The organism is Salipiger sp. PrR002, from assembly GCF_010500775.1.
GTDB lineage: Bacteria > Pseudomonadota > Alphaproteobacteria > Rhodobacterales > Rhodobacteraceae > Salipiger.
Genome location: NZ_JAAGOU010000001.1, coordinates 379,303 through 393,131, shown reverse-complemented (window position 1 = coordinate 393,131; position 13,829 = coordinate 379,303). Strand labels below are relative to the sequence as shown.

The following is a 13,829-nucleotide window of genomic DNA, read 5'->3' as shown; positions in this document are numbered from 1 at the left end:
CCTGTGACGCTTTTACATCAGTTTGCGGCGCCGTGTCACGCGAATATCCAGATCCGTGATCTTCTTACGCAAGGTATTGCGGTTGATGCCAAGCAGATCAGCACATTTCGCCTGATTCCCGCCGGTTGCCTCAAGGGCAATCTCGATCAAAGGCGCCTCGACCTCTTTCAGGATGCGGGCATAGAGCCCCGGTGCCGGCAACATATTGCCGTGCAGATCGAAGTAACGACGCAGGTGACGGGCCACCGATGTGCTCAGTTTCTCGCTGTCGCCGCCGCGCAGGATCGGCCCGGTGTCGGGCTGATTGCCCAGCACTGCCTCAACTTCGGCGCGGCTGATCTCTTCGGCGCGGCTGGTCAGCGACAGGCGGCGCACCGAGTTCTCGAGTTGCCGCACGTTGCCCGGCCAGCTGTAGGCGCGGAAGAGCTCGGCGGCATCCTTCGACAGCCAGCGTTTCGAAGCGCCCTCGCGCTCGGCCCGCTGCAGGAAGTGATCGGTGAGCAGCGCGATATCCTCGACCCGCTCGCGCAGGCTCGGCACGTTGATCGTCGCGCCCGACAAACGGTAGTAGAGGTCCTGCCGCACGGCACCCTCTTCCATCGCCTGCGCCAGATCGCCTTGGCTGGTGGCCATGAAGCGCGGCACATGCTCGCCCGGAATGTCCATCATGCGCACCACGCGCGCTTGGATTTCATCGGGGATGTCGGTGATCTCGTCGATCAGCAGCGTGCCACCCTTGACCCGCGCCAGCACCCGCGCCGGACCTTCGAGGTCCGACAGATCCGCGCCGGTCACAGTGATGAACGGCAGCGTGCGGCGGTCCGAGAAATCGTGGATCGCGCGGGCGATCAGCGATTTACCCGTGCCGCTCTCACCCGAGATCAGCACCGGCAGATCGGTGTTCATCACCTTGGCGACAAGGCGATAGAGCGCCTGCATCGCTGGGGTCTTGCCAACCAGCGGCAGCTCGTCCGGGCCATCGGCGCCGATCGTCGCGACCTCTTCACGCTTGGGCGTGCGGTTGCGGTTGTCGAGAGCCTTGGCGGTGCGTTTCATCAGATCGGGCAGATCGAAAGGCTTGGGCAGATAGTCGTAGGCCTCTGCCTCTGCCGCCTGAATGGCCGTCATGATGGTGTTCTGCGCCGAGATCACGATGACCGGCAGATCGGGCCGGTCCTGATGGATTTTCGGCAGCATTTCCAGCCCGTTGCCATCAGGCATGACGACGTCGGAGATCACCACGTCACCCTTGCCTTCGCCGACCCAGCGCATCAGCGTGGTGAGCGAAGAGGTCGCATGCACCTTACAGCCAGCGCGGGTCAACGCCTGGGTCAGCACCGTGCGGATTGTGCGGTCGTCGTCAGCGACAAGTACGGTCCCGTCCATTTACCTGTTCTCCTCAATCTCGCGCGGGGCGCGCGGCAGTGAAATGCGAAAGACCGTGCGGCCGGGGACCGAGTCCACCGAGATCCAGCCGTCGTGGTCGGAAATGATCTTGGACACCAGCGCGAGGCCAAGCCCGGTGCCGTTTTCCTTGCCGGATACAAAGGGATCGAACACGTCGCCCTTGATATCCTCGGGCAGGCCGGGGCCGTCGTCGATCACTTCGATCTGCAGCGGCAGCTTCTGGGTCGAGCCGTCGGGGCGGCGCATCCGGAAGCTGTGCTCATAGAAGGTGTGCAGGCGGATCGTGCCGCCCTCTTTCGGGTCAGCGGCCTCGGAGGCGTTCTTCAGAAGGTTCAGCACCACCTGCAACAGCTGGTCCGGGTCGCCATGGGCGAGCGGCAGCGAGGGGTCGTAATCCTCGATGAATTTCATATGCGCGCCGACGCCCAGTTGCGTCGAGCGGCGGGCGCGGTCCAGCACGTCGTGCAGGTTGACCGGCTTCTTTTCCGGCGCCGAAAGATTGCCGAATTGTTCCACCTGCTCCAGCAGCTTCACGATGCGGCGGGTCTCGGCGACGATCAGATCGGTCAGCTCCAGATCTTCCTTGCTGAGGTTCATCGACAGCAGCTGCGCCGCGCCGGTGATCCCCGCCAGCGGGTTCTTGATCTCATGCGCTAGCATCTCGGCCATGCCGATCGCCGATTTGGCGGCGGATTTCACCGAATGGCTCTGGGTCATGCGCCCGGCCAGTTCGCGCGGGCTGATCAGCATGATGAACCAGCCCGGATAGTTCTGCACCGGCGCAAGCTGCAGGTTGCACACCAGCGGCGGGCGGCTGCCGGTGCCCACATCCACATCATTGACGAAAAGCGGCGTGCCGTTCTCGCGGGCGCGGCCAAGGCTCTCTTCGAGCGGGGCATCCACGGCAAGCCGGTCCCAGATCGGCTGGCCCACCAGCCATTTCGCCGAGTTGTTCATGAAGCCTTCGGCAGCCGGGTTCATGTCGGCGATGCGCTCTTCGGCGTCCAGCAGGATCGCGGGCACCGGAAGCGACGACCAAAGCTGCATCAGCAATTCATTGTTCGTGCTCATGCCGCGACCTTCAGATCGGCGTCCAGCGCCTCGTTCAGCAGGCGCAGAGTGACCGCCGGATCGCGTTCGGTCAGGATGCGTTTGCGCAGGCCCGGCTCGGGCGCCGCGTGATCCATGTACCAGCCCAAATGCTTGCGCGCGACACGGCCGCCCAAGTCCTTGCCGTAAAATCTCAGCATCGCCTCGTAATGCTCTGCAACCATTTGGTAAAATGCCTTTCCTTCCGGCACCTCAGGTGCCGCTGTCCCATAGAGCTCGGACGCGATCTGCGCGAGCCGCCAAGGCGCGCCCTGCGCCCCGCGCCCGACCATGACGCCAGCAGCGCCAGAGGCCTTCAGCGCGGCCCGCGCCGTGGCCGCCTCGACAATGTCGCCATTGGCGATCACCGGGATCGACACCGCCTCGACCACCTCGCGGATCGCCGCCCAATCGGCAGAGCCTTTGTAGAACTGGCAGCGCGTGCGCCCGTGGATGACGATCATCTTCACGCCCGCCGCCTCGGCCCGCTTGGCGATCTCGGCGGCGTTCAGGCAATCGCCGTCCCAGCCAAGCCGCGTCTTCAGCGTCACCGGCAGGTCGACCGCGCCGACAACCGCCTCGATCAGCCGCAGGGCGTGATCCGGCTCGCGCATCAGCGCCGATCCCGACCAGCCGCCCGTCACCTTCTTGGCCGGACAGCCCATGTTGATGTCGATGACCTTGGCCCCCATGCCCGCCACATGGCGCGCGGTTTCGGCCATCGGCTCGGGCGCGCGTCCGGCAAGCTGGACCGAAGTATTCTCGATGCCAGCGCCCAGTTCGGCCTTCTCGCGGGTTCCCGGGCGCGCGGTGAGAAACTCGCCGCTGGCGATCATTTCCGACACCACAAGCCCCGCGCCAAAGCGCGACACCAGCGTGCGGAAGGGCAGATCGGTGATTCCCGCCAGCGGAGCCAGCAGGACCGGGGGTTCGATGAGTCTGTCACCCAGCGAGAAGTTCAAGCGCCTATTCCTTGTGCAGTTGCTTGGGAGTTAACGTGCCTCCGCCGCGTGTTCAATCATTTGGGGACATTAGCTGCGCACGCAAGGCGGTAGTGCCCAAAAAATAATCACACTACCGCCGGAGATTGCACCGCCCTGCGCCAGCGCCTAGAGAAGGACGCCGGAGGTCAACACCATGGAAACAGCCGCGGAAACAGCCGCAATCATCGTCGCCGCAGGGCGCGGCACCCGCGCCGGTGGCGGGCTGCCAAAGCAATGGCGCGACATTGCGGCGCGCCCGGTTGCGCGCTGGACGCTCGAGGCCTTTGCCGCGCGCTGCCCGATCGTGCTCGTGGTGCACCCCGACGACCGCGCGCGGGCCGAGTCGGTCTGCGAAGGCCTGCCGGTCACATTGGTGAGTGGCGCTGCGGACCGCGCGGGCTCTGTGCGCGCCGGGCTCGAGGCGCTGGCCGCCGCCCCGCCGCGCAAAGTCCTCATCCACGATGTCGCCCGGCCCTGCGTCTCGCCGCAGATCATCGACGCCGTGCTGGCCGCGCTCGACAGCGCCCCGGGCGCCGCGCCCGCGCTGCCGGTCACCGATGCGCTTTGGACCGGCGCGGGCGGCGAAGTCACCGGCACGCAGGACCGCAGCGGCCTTTTCCGCGCTCAGACCCCGCAGGGCTTTCACTACGCCGCCATCCGCGCCGCGCATGCGGCGCATCCCGGCGGTGCCGCCGATGACGTCGAGGTGGCGCGCGCTACCGGTATGGCGGTGCGCATCGTTCCCGGCGAAGAGCGCAACCTCAAGATCACCGGCCCCGAGGATTTTGCCCGGGCCGAAACCTATCTGCTGTCCGCCACGGACAGCGCCAAAGACCCCCTCAAGCAGGAGACCGCCATGGATATCCGCCTCGGCAATGGCTACGACGTGCACCGTTTCGGCGAGGGAGACCATGTGGTGCTCTGCGGTGTGAAAGTGCCGCATGGGCGCGGCCTGCAGGGTCATTCCGACGCCGACGTCGGCATGCATGCGGTCACCGATGCGCTTTACGGCGCGCTCGCCGAGGGCGACATCGGCCGTCACTTCCCGCCCAGCGATCCGCAGTGGAAAGGCGCCGCGTCAGAGATTTTCCTGCGCCATGCGGTCGATCTGGCGCGCGCCAAGGGCTACACAATCTCCAACATCGACCTGACGCTGATCTGCGAGCGCCCCAAGATCGGCCCCCATGCCGCCGCCATGATGGCCGAGATGGGCCGGATCATGGAGCTTTCGCAGGACCGCGTCTCGGTCAAGGCGACCACCTCCGAACGGCTGGGCTTCACCGGCCGCGAGGAAGGCATCGCCGCCATCGCAACCGCTACGCTGGTGAAGCCATGAGACTGATCGCAACCTTCTTCTACACCGGGCTACTGCGCCCCGCGCCGGGCACTTGGGGCTCGCTTGCCGCCCTGCCCGCCGCCTATCTTCTGCTGGTGCTGGGCGGCTTCTGGCTGCTGCTCGCCGCCACGGTGCTGGCCTTTGTGCTGGGCTATATCGCCACGCAAAAGCTGACCGCAGGCGGCGAGGATGAGGATCCGTCGTGGATCGTCATCGACGAGGTGGTCGGCCAGTGGATCGCGCTCTATCCCGTGGCCTATGGCGCCATGATGATGGGCGCGGAGTTCTGGCGGCTCTGGCCGGGCTGGGTCTCGGCGTTTTTCCTGTTCCGCCTGTTCGACATCTGGAAGCCTTCGCTGGTGGGCTGGGCTGACCGTCGCGGCGACGCCATGGGCGTGATGCTCGACGATGTGATCGCCGGGATCTTCGCCGCCATCGTCACCATCATCCTTGCCGGCATCGCGCACGGCTTTCTGATGTGAGGCCGCCCATGACCGAAGACCTGTCCAAAGACATCCTCGCCCGCGCCATGGCCGCCGGCCAGCGCGTCACCGCCGCCGAAAGCTGCACCGGCGGCATGGTCGCTGCGGCGATCACTGATATCGCGGGCTCTTCGAACATCTTCGACCGGGGATTCGTGACCTATTCCAACGCCGCAAAGCAGGACATGCTGGGCGTTCAGGCGGCCACGCTCGAAGCGCATGGGGCCGTGTCGGAAGAGGTTGCTGCCGAAATGGCGAAAGGCGCGCGCAGCGCCGCAGGGGCCGATCTGGCGGTGGCGATCTCGGGCATCGCGGGCCCCGGCGGGTCCGAGCATAAGCCCGAGGGCCGCGTCTGCTTTGGCCTTGCCAGCGCGGGCGGTGTCAGCACCGAGACGGTGGAGTTCGGCGCACTTGGCCGCGCGGGCGTGCGCGCCGCCGCCACGCGCCACGCGCTGCAGCTGCTGCTGGACGCCCTGCCCTGAAGCGCGCACGCCCTGATCGCCGGGCGGCTCAGCCGTAAAGCTCTGCCGCCCGCCGCTCGAAGGCACGCACGATGCGCTGCATCGCCTCATAGAAGAACATCCCGGCGGCGCTCTGCAGCAGCCGGTTCTTGAACTCGAAATCCACGAAGAAATGCACGTCGACGCCGCCCTCAGGCGCGTCCTCGAAATGCCATTTCGAGATCATGTGCTTGAACGGACCGTCGAGATACTCGGTGTCGATCTTCTTGTCGTCGGGCCAGAGCGTCACACGGCTGCCAAAGCGTTCGCGGAACACTTTGAAGCTGATCACCAGATCGGCCAGCATCACCTCATGATCACCCATATCGTCGCGCGAACGGATCCGCGCCGCTGCCGTCCAAGGCAGAAACTTCGGATAGTTCGCGACATCCGCCACGAGGTCATACATCTGCTGCGCCGTGTACGGCAGGCGCTTCGTCTCGGAGTGGGTCGGCATGTCGCCCCTTTATCGCGTGACAATGTCCGCACATTTCCTATGCTGCGCGCGGATTTTCAAGGGGAGAACCATGGCAGAGAAGCCATATGTCGTAGACCAGATGATTTCGGCCAAAACCATCGCGGCGCGGATCGAAGATCTGGCACGCGAAATCGAAGCCGAATTTTCCGACACCGAAAAGCTGGTGGTCGTGGGCCTGCTGCGCGGCAGCTTCGTGTTCATCGCCGATCTGGTGCGCGAGCTTGATCTGGCGGTGGAAGTGGATTTCCTCGAAGCCTCCTCTTACGGCGACGGCATGGAATCGAGCCGCGAGGTGCGCATCCTCAAGGACCTGCGCTCGCCGATCGAGGGGCGCGACGTTCTGGTGGTCGAGGACATCGTCGACACCGGCTTTACGCTCAGCCATGTGATCCAGCTGATGCAGAGCCGCAAGCCGCGCAAACTGCGCACCATCGCGCTGCTCGACAAACCCGCACGGCGCGAGGTGCAGCTGACCGCAGATTGGATAGGATTTGAGATTCCTGACGAATTTATCGTGGGTTACGGCATCGACTTCGCGCAAAGGAATAGGAACCTTCCGTTCATCGGCAAGGTGCGGTTCCCCGAAGACGGCGACGCGGACACAAACGGCGCATGAACCAGATGTGGCTCTTGCGGATGGCGCGCTGGCTGCGCCATCCTCCCTCACCGAAACGGGTGAAACTGGTGCTTGCCGTGCTCGCCGCATGTCTTGCGCTTTACGCCGTCGAGCGGTGGATCGGCTGGCCCGACGCATTGACCGCCGAGCGGATGCGGGCGCCCATGCGGGTCAGCCAGTAACAGCGCGCGATAAAGTTACCTAGGGTAAGCTATGCTCTTTCACCAAGCGAGCTTCGCCAAACAAGTCACTATAATTATACGGAAAACACTCACCGCACCCCACCTCCTGATGCAGGCGGATCGCGGTTGCCCGGCACCTCCCCGGAACCTGACAAGGCTTGATCGCACCCGGCGCTCCGCTACCCTCTGACGCGCAAGTGTTTTGAAGGACAGCCCGCTTTCGGGAGGAAAGGGAGTATCCAATGAAGACCACGATTGCCGCCCTCGCCGCGCTCGCCACTTTGGGCAGCGCCGCCGCCGCCACCGCGCAGGATTTGCCCGGGCCGGTCAAGGCACGTCAGGGCCAGTTCCGGATCATGGCGATCAATCTCGGCATGCTTGGCGACATGGCCCAAGGCAAGACCGCCTATGACGCCGATGCCGCGCAGAAGGCCGCCGACTCGCTGGTCGGCGTGTCGATGATTGACGAAGCGCCGCTCTTCGCCGAGGGCACCTCGGAGATGGACATCGACGGCACCCGCGCCAAGGCGGAGATCTGGGACAGCTGGGACGATTTCGCCAGCAAGTGGAGCGGCTTCGGCGAAGCAGCCGCCAATATGCAGCAGGTCGCGGCGACAGGTCAGGAGGCGCTCGGCCCTGCGATGGGGCAACTTGGCGGCGCCTGCAAGGCGTGCCACGACACTTACCGCGCGCCCGAGTAAGCCATGCGCCGCCTTCTGGGCTTTTCCGCTCTGGCAGCGCTGGTCGCCGCCGGAGCCCTCTGGCTGATCAGCGCCCCCGATGTCCTCCCCGAGGGCGAATTTGCTGGCGACGCCGCCGGTGATCCCGCGCGCGGCGAGAGTATCTTCACCGCCGCGGGCTGCGCCTCGTGCCACCATGCGCCCGAGAGCGAGGACAAGCTCGTTCTGGCGGGCGGCCAGCGTTTCGCGTCAGACTTCGGCACGTTCATCGCGCCGAACATTTCCCCCGACCCGGTGCAGGGCATCGGCGCGTGGTCGCTGCACGACTTTGCCAACGCGTTGCTGCGCGGTGTCTCGCCCGAGGGTCAGCATTATTACCCCGCGTTTCCCTATGGCGCCTACATCCGCATGCAGCCGCAGGACGTGGCGAACCTCTGGAGCTACATCCAATCCCTGCCCGCCTCGCAGGAACCGAGCCAGCCACATGAGGTGGGCTTTCCCTTCAATATCCGGCGCGGGCTTGGACTGTGGAAGCAGCTTTACCTCGATCCCTCTTGGGTGATGGCCGATGCTGGGACCGAGGAGCTTGCGCGCGGGCGCTATCTGGTCGAGGCACTGGCCCATTGCGGCGAATGCCACACGCCGCGCGATGGCTTTGGCGGGCTGCAGCGCGAGGCTTGGCTGACCGGCGCACCGAACCCCTCTGGCGAGGGCTCGATCCCCGCGCTGACGCCGGACGAGCTGAGCTGGGATGCCGCGTCCATCGCCTACTACCTCGAAACCGGCTTCACCCCCGATTACGACAGCGCCGGCGGCCATATGGTCGCGGTGGTGGAGAATTTCGCCAAGCTGCCCGCCGAGGACCGCGCGGCGGTGGCGGCCTATGTGAAGGCGCTGCCGGAGGGCGGCGCGATGGAGTGAGCCTTTGGCCCTCTTCTGCGGCGCGGCGCCCTGTGTGGGGCGCGGCGCCATGCGTATTTGGAAAGAGAAGAAGCGGGGGACGGCGCGCTTTTTCCCCCGGCGTCAGGCAGGGATGAAGCGGTAGCCGTCCTGCGTTTTCTCGGCGCGCCCCATGCCGCCCTGCGACAGGTGGAAGCCGATCAGCAGCATCTGCTCCTGCGCCAGCCGGTCCATCAGCGCGCTGCGGGTCTGCGCACCGCGCGCCGGGTCCTGATCTGAGTTGGCCTCCCAGCCGGGCCGCGCAAAGGCGACATGATCATTGCCGATGGCATCGCCGATGACCATCGCCGCCTCGCTGCCCGATCTTAGCTCGAAACTCATATGACCCGGCGTGTGGCCCGGCGTCAGCATCGCACCTACGCCGGGCAGGATTTCCTCGCCGTCGCCGAAGCGTTCGATACGGTCCTCGATCACCTCCATGCGGCGCCGGGCGCCGACGGCGAAGGCCTGCCGCTCGGTGCCGATGGTGCGCGCGGTCTCGGGGTCCCACCAGTAGTCCCATTCCTGCTGCCCCATGAGGTAGCGCGCCTGCGGGAACACCAGATCGTCAAAATCGTCGAGCAGCCCCCAGAGGTGATCCGGATGGGCGTGGGTGAAGACGACGGCGGTCACCTCTTCCGGGGCCACGCCCGCGGCGTCGAGACTGTCGAGCAGAAGGCCCGCGCTCTCCATGAAGGTGGAGCCGGACCCCACGTCGAAGAGCACGGTCTGCGTCTCGTCCTGCCAGAGGGTGACATTGCATTCGGGCGTCACCCGCACCGGGTCAACCTGATGCGCCGCGAGGATCTGCGCCAGTTCCTCCTCGGGCATCCCGGCAAAGAGGAACGACCCCGGCAGCACGAGATTGCCGTCGCTCACCGTGGTCAGCCGGGCCGATCCTATGGCGGTTTCGGCGACGAGCCGCTGCGGCAGCAAAGGCGCGAGGCTGGCGGCGGCGGCGCCGCGTAGCAGCTGCCTGCGCGACAAGGCGTCGGGCAGCCTGTAAGGCGACGATAGGGGGCGGGCTGGTGAGCGGAACATGTGATCTCCTCCAATTCACATATTCGCATTCTATGGTGCGACTGCCCGCCCGTGAAGAGAAGACTTTCATTGCGGCCAACGGCACCGCACCCGCAGCTTCTTCTCTTTAAAAATACGCATGTCGCAGCGCCTGCCACGGATCGCCGCGCCCGAGGGACAGCCCGCCCGCTCACTCGGCGGGTGCGAATCCGACGATGAGTTGCCGCAGCCCGAAGGCCGCTCCGGCGAAGATCGACAGCAGCGCCACCGGCGCGCTGAAGGTGAGCAGGGAGAAGGCACTGAGCCCCTGCCCGACGCTGCAGCCCGCCGCGAGCACCGCGCCCGGCCCCATCAGTGCCGCGCCAAGGATCTGCCGCTTCAGCTCGCGCGGGTCCTCGCAGGCCTCCCAGCGGAAGTGGCCCTTGCGCCATGAGCCGAGGAAGGCGCCAAGCAGCACTCCGGTGACCGAGCCCACGGCAAAGCCCGGCGCCGCTGCCGAGGCGGTCATCAGCCACAGCAGGCTCTCTCCCAAGGGCCGGGCAAAGGAGTGGCTCTCGACGCGCAGCGCGCCAAAGCTTGCGGTGGCGGCCCATTGCGTGCCGAGCCAGCCGGAGGTGATCGCAAGGCCGACCAGCACGCCCCAGCCGATGAACCGCGGCGCGCGGGTCATGCCGCCGCCGCTGAGTGCCGCGGCAATCAACGCGCTGCCGACCAGCCCCCCGGTCAGCAGCGGCGCGCCGGTCAGTTGGAACAGCGCCTGCGGGCCTTCGGGCGGATATTCGGGAAAGACCGCGACGCGCAGGAAGGCCAGCGGCCCGGAGATGGTGATATAGGCGGTGAGCCCCATCACCACGACAATGACCAACGAACGCAGATCGCCGCCGCCCAGCCGGGCCAGCGCGCCGTAGCCGCAGTTGCCCGAAAGCGCCATGCCGTAGCCGAAGACCAGCCCGCCGATCACCGTCGCGGGCAAGGACCATTGGCGTGACAGAAAGAAGGTTTGCGCAGGATCGATCCAGCCTGCCGCCAGCGCCACATGCGCGCAAAGGATGGCCGTGCCGATGGCCACACCCCACATGCGCAGGCGCCGACTGTCCGAGGAATAGAGCGCGTCCTCGATCGCGCCGAGGGTGCAGAACCGCCCCAGCCGGGCCGCGAGCCCGAGGACGATTCCCCCAAATAGGCCAGCAAGCGCCGCAATCGCGGCGCCATCACCAAAGTCGAACATGCCGTCCGCCGCTCCCTTCCGACCGGCGGCAGTCGCCCCCGGTTACTCCTCTCGACAGAACAGGTCGTATATGACCTCCATGATCTTCTTCGGCCGATCGTCCGTCAAGGAGTAGTAGATCGTCTTGCCCTCCCGGCGCGGCGTGACCAGCCCCTCGAGCCGCAGCCGCGACAGCTGCTGCGACACCGCCGACTGGCGGGCGGAGAGCAGGTCTTCGAGTTCTGTCACCGATTTCTCGCCCGAGGCCAAATGACACAGGATCATCATCCGCCCCCCGTGGCTCATCGCCTTGAGAAGGTTCGAGGCCGCTTCGGCCTTTTCCATGAACCGGTCCATTTCCGGCTCGCTCATACCCTCGTCAAACACGGGGAGCGGGGCTGCATTCGACATCGGCGTCATCCGTCTATCGTCGGGGAGGATGGGAGGTCCTCTAGGAGGCGGCCCAGAAGGGCCCAGAAAAAGTCTTCACCAGGATAGCCTTCGATTCGCCCAGTTTCCATCCCGTCGCGCAGCAAGACGAAGGTCGGGGTGAAGACCACCGGCCGTTTGAGCGCAACGTCATCCGGGATCGCGCGAAACTCGACACGGGCCAGCGGCGCGACCCGAGATTCCTGCGTTTTCGGGTAGATCGGGCCAATCTGCGCCTCCCACGCCTCGCAATAGGCACATCCATCCTGCCGCACCATCATCAGCACGGTCTCGGCGGAGACGCGCATTGGCAGCAGCAAAAGAGCGAGGATCACGAGATAGCGCATCGAAACCTTTCCAGCATGATTGACGGGCAGCATATCACATACGTAACGTAATATGCGAATATGTACTTTGGGAGGGGTGCAGCCGAATGTTCGATGTCACATTTCTGGGCGCTTTTGTGGCCGGGCTGCTGTCTTTCCTGTCCCCCTGCATCCTGCCGATGGTGCCGTTCTACCTGTCCTATCTCGCCGGACAGGGCGTGCATGTGGTGGCGGAGACGGGAAAGGTGCCCGAGGGGCTTCGGCGGCGGGCGATCACCGGCGCGCTGTTCTTTGCGCTGGGGGTGATCACGGTTTTTGTCGGCCTTGGTGCCACGGCAACGCTCTTTGGGCAGCTGGTACGCGAATGGTTCGGCGTGCTGCGCTGGATCGCGGCGGGGATTATCATTCTGATGGGGCTGCATTTTCTTGGCGTGCTGAAGATCGGCTTTCTCTACCGTCAGGTGCGGGCCGACGCGCAGAATGCCACCGGGCTCTTCGGAGCTTTCGTGATCGGCCTCGCCTTCGCCTTCGGCTGGACGCCCTGTGTCGGCCCGGTGCTGGCGGCGATTCTGTTCACCGCCGCCGGGCAGGACACCGCCCAACATGGCGCTCTGCTGCTGCTGACCTATGGCGCCGGGATGACCCTGCCCTTCGTGCTGGCGGCGGCCTTCATCGGGCCGTTCCTGCGCTTCATGGCGCGATTCAGGCGCCACCTTGGCCGCGTCGAAAAGGCGATGGGCCTGCTGCTGATCCTGTTCGGCGTGCTGATCGCCACGGGCAGCCTCAACCTCATCGCCGCTTGGATGATCGAACATATTCCCTGGTTCACCAGCATCGGCTGAAACGCCGCTGACCCAGGGCCAACATCGGAAGGAGGAGACCGATGAGACGACCACGATCCCTACCCGCGCTCATGACCGCCGCGCTGCTGGCCTGCGGCGCCGCCCTGCCCGGCCTCGCCGCCGAACTTGGCGACGACGGGCTGCATAAGGCGCCTTGGATGCATGACACCTTCAAGGATCTGTCCGACGATCTTGCCGAGGCCAATGCCGAGGGCAAGCGGCTGATGATTCTCGTCGAGCAGCGCGGCTGCATCTATTGCACCAAGATGCACGCTGAGGTGTTTCCGCAGCCGGATATCGAGAAGATGCTGAGCGAGGATTACTTCGTCATCCAGATCAACATGTTCGGCGACGTCGAAGTGACCGATTTCGACGGCACCACCCTGCCCGAGAAAGACATGGTGCGGCGCTGGAGCCTGCTCTTCACCCCGACGCTGATGTTCCTGCCCGAAGAGGTCGAGGGCACCCCGGCGAACGAAGCTGCCGTGGCCACACTGCCCGGTGCCTTCTCTACGGGGACCACGGGCGATCTGCTCACATGGGTGCTGGAGAAAGGCTATGACGGCGACGAGCCCTTCCAGAAATACCACGCCCGGATGATCGAAGAGCGGCGCCCGCAAGCCTCTGACTAGACGCGGAAACTGCGCCAGAGCGAGGCGAACGGTCAGAGGGGCAGTCAGGCGCAATTAGGGCCAACCTCTTGATTTTTCTGCGTTGCGGCGATCGCAATGGCGGGAACGCTTAATCATATCTTAAAATTCACGGCTATGAATTTGTTGTTGCGTATCCCCCACAGTGTGCCGTAGCATTCAACCCATGGAAGGGGAGGAGACATGAAAACCACGGTCGCAATCGCGTCCGTCATCGGGATAGTTGCATCTGCCGCATTGGCAGACCCCACGGCCCCCGCTGACGTGAGTTTCACAGACTACGGCGAAATCGAAAGCTCGCTGACCGGCACCCCCGGAGACCCGGCAAACGGTGCGGTGGTCATGACCACACGGTCGAAGGGCAATTGCGTCGCCTGCCACGAGATCACCGCGCTCAACGACGCGCCGTTCCACGGCGAGGTCGGCCCGGTGCTCGACGGTGTCGGCGGATACCGCTCCGAGGCGGAGCTGCGCGGCATCGTGGCGAACGCCAAGAAGATGTTCGAGGGCACGGTTATGCCCGCATTCTACAAAAGCAGTGGCTTCATCCGGCCCGGCGACGGCTACACCGGCAAGGCTGCACAGGGTGACCTGCCCCCGATCCTGTCCGCGCAGGAGATCGAGGACGTGGTGGCCTTCCTGATGACCCTGCAGGACAGCTGA

18 protein-coding genes are annotated in these 13,829 nt (G+C 65.3%); 10 read left to right on the top strand and 8 right to left on the bottom strand.

Annotation, left to right across the window (positions count from 1 at the left end; all coding sequences use genetic code 11):
* Window positions 1-12: 12 nt before the first annotated feature.
* Genes G0A00_RS01930 through dusB form a run of 3 tightly spaced genes read right to left on the bottom strand, consistent with a single transcriptional unit; the run spans window position 13 to window position 3,458 of the window.
* Complete coding sequence (locus G0A00_RS01930; protein ID WP_066100390.1) at window positions 13-1,386, bottom strand: response regulator; 1,374 nt, start codon at window positions 1,384-1,386, stop codon at window positions 13-15.
* Window positions 1,387-2,478: a nitrogen regulation protein NR(II) gene (locus G0A00_RS01925; RefSeq protein WP_203595232.1), complete on the bottom strand. Its 1,092-nt coding sequence runs from the start codon at window positions 2,476-2,478 to the stop codon at window positions 1,387-1,389. It lies immediately after the preceding gene.
* Entirely contained in the window at window positions 2,475-3,458 is a 984-nt protein-coding gene (gene dusB, locus G0A00_RS01920; protein WP_164181621.1) for a tRNA dihydrouridine synthase DusB, read from the bottom strand. Before dusB ends, G0A00_RS01925 begins: the two co-directional genes overlap by 4 nt.
* A gap of 175 nt (window positions 3,459-3,633) precedes the next feature.
* On the opposite strand from dusB, the gene G0A00_RS01915 reads away from it, so the two are divergent.
* Genes G0A00_RS01915 through G0A00_RS01905 form a run of 3 tightly spaced genes read left to right on the top strand, consistent with a single transcriptional unit; the run spans window position 3,634 to window position 5,779 of the window.
* Window positions 3,634-4,815 (top strand): bifunctional 2-C-methyl-D-erythritol 4-phosphate cytidylyltransferase/2-C-methyl-D-erythritol 2,4-cyclodiphosphate synthase, encoded by a 1,182-nt coding sequence (locus G0A00_RS01915; RefSeq protein ID WP_164181619.1) that lies wholly within the window; start codon window positions 3,634-3,636, stop codon window positions 4,813-4,815.
* Window positions 4,812-5,297, top strand: coding sequence for a phosphatidylglycerophosphatase A (locus G0A00_RS01910; protein WP_164181617.1), 486 nt, complete (start codon window positions 4,812-4,814; stop codon window positions 5,295-5,297). The genes G0A00_RS01915 and G0A00_RS01910 overlap by 4 nt, the downstream gene beginning before the upstream one ends.
* A gap of 8 nt (window positions 5,298-5,305) precedes the next feature.
* Window positions 5,306-5,779 (top strand): CinA family protein, encoded by a 474-nt coding sequence (locus G0A00_RS01905; protein ID WP_164181615.1) that lies wholly within the window; start codon window positions 5,306-5,308, stop codon window positions 5,777-5,779.
* 28 nt (window positions 5,780-5,807) lie between these two features.
* On the opposite strand, the gene G0A00_RS01900 is transcribed toward G0A00_RS01905, so the two are convergent.
* Window positions 5,808-6,254 carry a type II toxin-antitoxin system RatA family toxin gene (locus G0A00_RS01900; protein ID WP_066100406.1) on the bottom strand — a complete coding sequence of 149 codons (447 nt, stop codon included), beginning with the start codon at window positions 6,252-6,254 and terminating at the stop codon, window positions 5,808-5,810.
* A gap of 70 nt (window positions 6,255-6,324) precedes the next feature.
* Between G0A00_RS01900 and hpt the strand changes: the two genes are divergently transcribed.
* The 4 genes from hpt to G0A00_RS01880 all read left to right on the top strand — a co-directional run bounded on the left by hpt (window position 6,325) and on the right by G0A00_RS01880 (window position 8,674).
* Window positions 6,325-6,891 carry a hypoxanthine phosphoribosyltransferase gene (hpt, locus tag G0A00_RS01895; protein WP_164181613.1) on the top strand — a complete coding sequence of 189 codons (567 nt, stop codon included), beginning with the start codon at window positions 6,325-6,327 and terminating at the stop codon, window positions 6,889-6,891.
* Window positions 6,888-7,073: a hypothetical protein gene (locus G0A00_RS01890; RefSeq protein WP_164181611.1), complete on the top strand. Its 186-nt coding sequence runs from the start codon at window positions 6,888-6,890 to the stop codon at window positions 7,071-7,073. Before hpt ends, G0A00_RS01890 begins: the two co-directional genes overlap by 4 nt.
* Before the next feature lie 242 nt (window positions 7,074-7,315).
* Window positions 7,316-7,774, top strand: a complete 459-nt coding sequence (locus G0A00_RS01885; protein ID WP_164181609.1) for a cytochrome c — start codon at window positions 7,316-7,318, stop codon at window positions 7,772-7,774.
* Between the two features lie 3 nt (window positions 7,775-7,777).
* Window positions 7,778-8,674 carry a cytochrome c gene (locus G0A00_RS01880; protein WP_164181607.1) on the top strand — a complete coding sequence of 299 codons (897 nt, stop codon included), beginning with the start codon at window positions 7,778-7,780 and terminating at the stop codon, window positions 8,672-8,674.
* A gap of 102 nt (window positions 8,675-8,776) precedes the next feature.
* Here the strand turns inward: G0A00_RS01880 and G0A00_RS01875 are convergent, their stop codons facing one another.
* The 4 genes from G0A00_RS01875 to G0A00_RS01860 form a co-directional block, all read right to left on the bottom strand.
* Window positions 8,777-9,733, bottom strand: coding sequence for an MBL fold metallo-hydrolase (locus G0A00_RS01875; RefSeq protein WP_164181605.1), 957 nt, complete (start codon window positions 9,731-9,733; stop codon window positions 8,777-8,779).
* A 169-nt stretch (window positions 9,734-9,902) separates the two neighbouring features.
* A complete protein-coding gene (locus G0A00_RS01870) occupies window positions 9,903-10,940 on the bottom strand; it encodes a YeeE/YedE family protein (RefSeq protein ID WP_164181603.1) in 1,038 nt (345 codons plus the stop codon).
* Between the two features lie 42 nt (window positions 10,941-10,982).
* Complete coding sequence (locus G0A00_RS01865) at window positions 10,983-11,330, bottom strand: helix-turn-helix transcriptional regulator (RefSeq protein ID WP_235953040.1); 348 nt, start codon at window positions 11,328-11,330, stop codon at window positions 10,983-10,985.
* Between the two features lie 5 nt (window positions 11,331-11,335).
* Entirely contained in the window at window positions 11,336-11,695 is a 360-nt protein-coding gene (locus G0A00_RS01860; protein ID WP_164181599.1) for a hypothetical protein, read from the bottom strand.
* An 86-nt stretch (window positions 11,696-11,781) separates the two neighbouring features.
* On the opposite strand from G0A00_RS01860, the gene G0A00_RS01855 reads away from it, so the two are divergent.
* From G0A00_RS01855 to soxX, 3 genes are all read left to right on the top strand, one after another.
* Window positions 11,782-12,516 (top strand): cytochrome c biogenesis CcdA family protein, encoded by a 735-nt coding sequence (locus tag G0A00_RS01855; RefSeq protein WP_164181597.1) that lies wholly within the window; start codon window positions 11,782-11,784, stop codon window positions 12,514-12,516.
* Window positions 12,517-12,587: 71 nt separating this feature from the next.
* Window positions 12,588-13,148 (top strand): thioredoxin family protein, encoded by a 561-nt coding sequence (locus G0A00_RS01850; RefSeq protein WP_235953046.1) that lies wholly within the window; start codon window positions 12,588-12,590, stop codon window positions 13,146-13,148.
* Window positions 13,149-13,349: 201 nt separating this feature from the next.
* Complete coding sequence (soxX, locus tag G0A00_RS01845; RefSeq protein ID WP_164181594.1) at window positions 13,350-13,829, top strand: sulfur oxidation c-type cytochrome SoxX; 480 nt, start codon at window positions 13,350-13,352, stop codon at window positions 13,827-13,829.

Coding starts and splice junctions, on each gene's coding strand:
- G0A00_RS01870 (WP_164181603.1), bottom strand. CDS start 10,940: ATGTTCGACTTTGGTGATGGCGCCGCGATTGCGGCGCTTGCTGGCCTA.
- G0A00_RS01850 (WP_235953046.1), top strand. CDS start 12,588: ATGACCGCCGCGCTGCTGGCCTGCGGCGCCGCCCTGCCCGGCCTCGCC.
- G0A00_RS01865 (WP_235953040.1), bottom strand. CDS start 11,330: ATGTCGAATGCAGCCCCGCTCCCCGTGTTTGACGAGGGTATGAGCGAG.
- G0A00_RS01905 (WP_164181615.1), top strand. CDS start 5,306: ATGACCGAAGACCTGTCCAAAGACATCCTCGCCCGCGCCATGGCCGCC.
- hpt (WP_164181613.1), top strand. CDS start 6,325: ATGGCAGAGAAGCCATATGTCGTAGACCAGATGATTTCGGCCAAAACC.
- G0A00_RS01860 (WP_164181599.1), bottom strand. CDS start 11,695: ATGCGCTATCTCGTGATCCTCGCTCTTTTGCTGCTGCCAATGCGCGTC.
- G0A00_RS01900 (WP_066100406.1), bottom strand. CDS start 6,254: ATGCCGACCCACTCCGAGACGAAGCGCCTGCCGTACACGGCGCAGCAG.
- G0A00_RS01910 (WP_164181617.1), top strand. CDS start 4,812: ATGAGACTGATCGCAACCTTCTTCTACACCGGGCTACTGCGCCCCGCG.
- G0A00_RS01915 (WP_164181619.1), top strand. CDS start 3,634: ATGGAAACAGCCGCGGAAACAGCCGCAATCATCGTCGCCGCAGGGCGC.
- G0A00_RS01925 (WP_203595232.1), bottom strand. CDS start 2,478: ATGAGCACGAACAATGAATTGCTGATGCAGCTTTGGTCGTCGCTTCCG.
- G0A00_RS01875 (WP_164181605.1), bottom strand. CDS start 9,733: ATGTTCCGCTCACCAGCCCGCCCCCTATCGTCGCCTTACAGGCTGCCC.
- G0A00_RS01930 (WP_066100390.1), bottom strand. CDS start 1,386: ATGGACGGGACCGTACTTGTCGCTGACGACGACCGCACAATCCGCACG.
- G0A00_RS01885 (WP_164181609.1), top strand. CDS start 7,316: ATGAAGACCACGATTGCCGCCCTCGCCGCGCTCGCCACTTTGGGCAGC.
- soxX (WP_164181594.1), top strand. CDS start 13,350: ATGAAAACCACGGTCGCAATCGCGTCCGTCATCGGGATAGTTGCATCT.
- G0A00_RS01855 (WP_164181597.1), top strand. CDS start 11,782: ATGTTCGATGTCACATTTCTGGGCGCTTTTGTGGCCGGGCTGCTGTCT.
- G0A00_RS01890 (WP_164181611.1), top strand. CDS start 6,888: ATGAACCAGATGTGGCTCTTGCGGATGGCGCGCTGGCTGCGCCATCCT.
- G0A00_RS01880 (WP_164181607.1), top strand. CDS start 7,778: ATGCGCCGCCTTCTGGGCTTTTCCGCTCTGGCAGCGCTGGTCGCCGCC.